Here is a 3146-nt window from a genome sequence, read left to right as displayed (position 1 = left end):
GGGCGCGGGCAAGTGCTGCAAAACATCGAAGCCATCAAGGCGCAGCGCCAACAGCTTGAGCGGAGGAAAAAATACACGCCGCTCCCGCACAGCCGTGCGCCGAAACAGCGAAAAAAACTGCGCGGCTTCCGCGCGCTGCTGTTTCGTTATTTGTACTTGCTGGGCAAGGTCAAAACGCGTAAAGCGCCGCGCCGGGTGCGCGGCGTTATGCTGGATGAGCTGAGAAAACTTGACCGCTATAAGCAGCAATATTACTTTCTCCGCGACAACCATCTGCATACCAAAACCGACGTAGAAACCTTTGCCGCCGCGACCCAAAACGAGATGGATATCCTCACCGGGCGGCGCGCACTTTTGTACGCGGCGGGGCGCAAGCCCAACGCGGACAGGGAGCAGCTTCGCAGCGAAGTGCAGCAGCTCACCGCCAAACTGCGTGAGCATCGGCAGCGTCTGCGTTTGTGCAATGCCATCCAAAGAGCCGCGCCGGAAATCTCCCTGAGGCTGCAAAAAGCGCAGTCCGAGCAGCGGCAGATCGAACAAAAAAACAAAACACGAGGAGGAAAACAATATGAGCATCGAGAGCGGCGCAGCAGACCAGATGCTGCGCATGGAACTGGCGATTACAGAGTCCGTCCTTCGGCTGGCAGCCAAGGGTTCCGTACATCTGGTAGCCCTGCTGGTGGCCGTGCTGCGCAACCAGAAGCAGATCACAGGCAAGACCAACATCCAGAGCATGATCGCGGAGAATAAACCGCTCACCACCTTTCCGCTGGACGCGGATAAAATGCGGGACTTCCACGATCTTGCCAAGCAGTACGGCATGATGTTCTCTATCGTCCGTGACCCGCAAGCACCGGAAACGGTAGATGTTATCATCAAGCAGGAGGATGCCGGCTTGGTCAATCAAATACTGCAAAAAATCGGCGCAGAGATTCAGGTGGGCGATGAAAAAAACGCGGAGGCCGGTCTGTCCGAGAGCGCATTGGAGAAATCCGAGCTTACAACCAGTCACAGACCGGCATCAACGATGATTACGACTGAACAGCTCCAAAAAAACGCCGATACCCTGCTCGCCCGCCTACAGGATATCCGCACGGCGTGGGACAACGGCGCGCCCACGGAGCAATGCCGCACGGCGCTGCACACCCTGCTCGATGAGCTGGGCGATATGCTCGGCCTGCCCCCGGCAGCACAAACAGCCGCCCAGCGCGCGGCGCAAATGTCCCCGCCCGCAGCACCCAAGGAGCAGGGCGCACAGAAGGCCGACGCCACCAAGGAGCAGAATGCAGACGGCAAGCCGTCCGTGCGAGACAGAATCGAGCAGATCAAGGATCGCATGACCTACGAGGGGCAGCACCAAAAGCAGCCCCAACACCAAAAACAGCCCCAGCAGCCCAAACATACCCTGACCAAGTAAGGAGAGGAACAGGATGATGAAGATCAGGAAATTTTGCGCGGTCGCCGCCCTGCTGCTGGCCTGTGCCTCCCCGGCGCAGGCCGCTGCCATGGCAGCGGATACAGGCGCACCCGCCATGCAGACAGAAACGGCGTCAGCAGCGTCAGCGCCGACCACCGACACGCCGACCACCGACACACCGACCACCCCGGACATCTGCTACCCCGTTGATGTGCAGATGAGCGCGGATGGGCTGACCATCAAGAAGATCTACGATGTGCCCAAAACCACCTCGCCCGATCAGATCCCGCAGGACGGTTTCGACCGCGGCGATATGCACTACACCTTCCGCGATATGCTCCGCATCGAAATGCCGGATATCGACCGCAAGGTACATACCGAAACGGTCACGGTATCCTCCAGCTCAGACAATGCCAATGACGTCATGGCATTGTTGCCCAAGAGCAAGGCTGTCACGACCGGGGACGGGTACAGCGGCACAGCCTATCTGGATGTGTCCAGCATATCCACCAAGGTTTCCGGCACGGAAAGCGTGTCCGCAGCGCTGCGCACCACGCGCGAATATCCGAATATGCCAAATATGGACATGACCGTCATCCCCAAAACCATCACCGAGAATGGCAGCACGCTCACCTTCAGCACGATCGACTGGAAAAGCGAGAACGAGGAAACCGACAATCTCGGCACGGCAGAGACGCGCTACACGGCGACCGTGACCTACACCGGCACGTCCACCTCCAGCCGCACGACCGGCTACACGGTGACCGCACAGTACGCCGGTGAGGTCTCTCACCGCAACAACGAGGCCATGCGCTACATCGTCATCTACACCGGCGCGCCGATCCCGCCCCAGCAGACCATTGAGCCGCCCGATCTGGCCGGTCTGCTGCGGGAGATCAGCCGACAGCAGACGGAGCCTGAACGCGGCATACCCGTAAGCTGGGTGCTCTGCGTTGTGTTTGGCCTGCTGGCGCTGCTGTTTGCCCTGCGCCCACCCGCCTGCCGCCGTATGGTGCTGCAAATGCAGGCCATCGCCGCGCAAATATCGGATAAAGTCGAAAACAAAATCCAAGAAACGGAGATGAAATTACGTGAAAAGCAGAAGCAGAAACAAATCGAGGAGGAAGCGCTACGCAAAGCGCAGCATATTTTCGGGCCGTTGGACAAAGTCAAGGCCGCGATCCGCAGCCACCGGCAGAGAAAGACCGAGCAGCGCGCCCCGCTGGCACTTGCCGCGCCCCCGGAAAGGACAGACGAGGAAAACGCACGGCCGGACGATAGCGACGCGGGTGCGGATTGCGACACCGCGTACCAGACAGACGAGCCGGCAGACGAGCTGCCGCCGCACACCGCCGCGCAGCCGGACGAGCCTGCGCCGGACAGCGCTGCGGGCAGCACTGAGCGGGACGATGGCGCTGACGATGCTGACGACGAGTACCCCGGCCTTGGCGAGTAGCCTGTCCTACACCTATGCCGCCCCCTCCGGCGGGCATTTCGGCAAGCCGACCTCGACCGAGCCGGTCACGGTGGTGGACGGTGAGCCGGTCAACATCAACATCAGCAAGGACAGCGCGTTTGTGCCGCCTGCCTTTGGCTCGCCCCCGGCTGACGTGCTGGGTACAGGCGAGCTGCTGACGCCCGATATCGCGGGCATTGAGCCGATGTTCCCGCACAGCAGACAGGCGCAGTTTGCACCCGGCGTGACCGAGACCGGCACGGTAACGGGCGG

The 3146-nt window shown here is 60.8% G+C and carries 2 protein-coding genes and 2 pseudogenes; all 4 read left to right on the top strand.

Annotation, left to right across the window (positions count from 1 at the left end):
• A pseudogene (locus MR935_RS05845) lies at positions 1-750 on the top strand (hypothetical protein); the annotation flags it as partial.
• Positions 680-1417 carry a PcfB family protein gene (locus MR935_RS05840; RefSeq protein WP_290571889.1) on the top strand — a complete coding sequence of 246 codons (738 nt, stop codon included), beginning with the start codon at positions 680-682 and terminating at the stop codon, positions 1415-1417. The pseudogene MR935_RS05845 and the gene MR935_RS05840, both read left to right, overlap by 71 nt.
• A gap of 13 nt (positions 1418-1430) precedes the next feature.
• Entirely contained in the window at positions 1431-2873 is a 1443-nt protein-coding gene (locus MR935_RS05835; RefSeq protein ID WP_290571887.1) for a hypothetical protein, read from the top strand.
• Positions 2827-3146: pseudogene (locus MR935_RS05830) on the top strand (hypothetical protein); the annotation flags it as partial. The gene MR935_RS05835 and the pseudogene MR935_RS05830, both read left to right, overlap by 47 nt.

Origin of the sequence: Agathobaculum sp. (assembly GCF_022775115.1) — a bacterium.
Lineage (GTDB): Bacteria > Bacillota > Clostridia > Oscillospirales > Butyricicoccaceae > Agathobaculum.
This window is presented reverse-complemented; position numbering and strand designations above follow the sequence as displayed.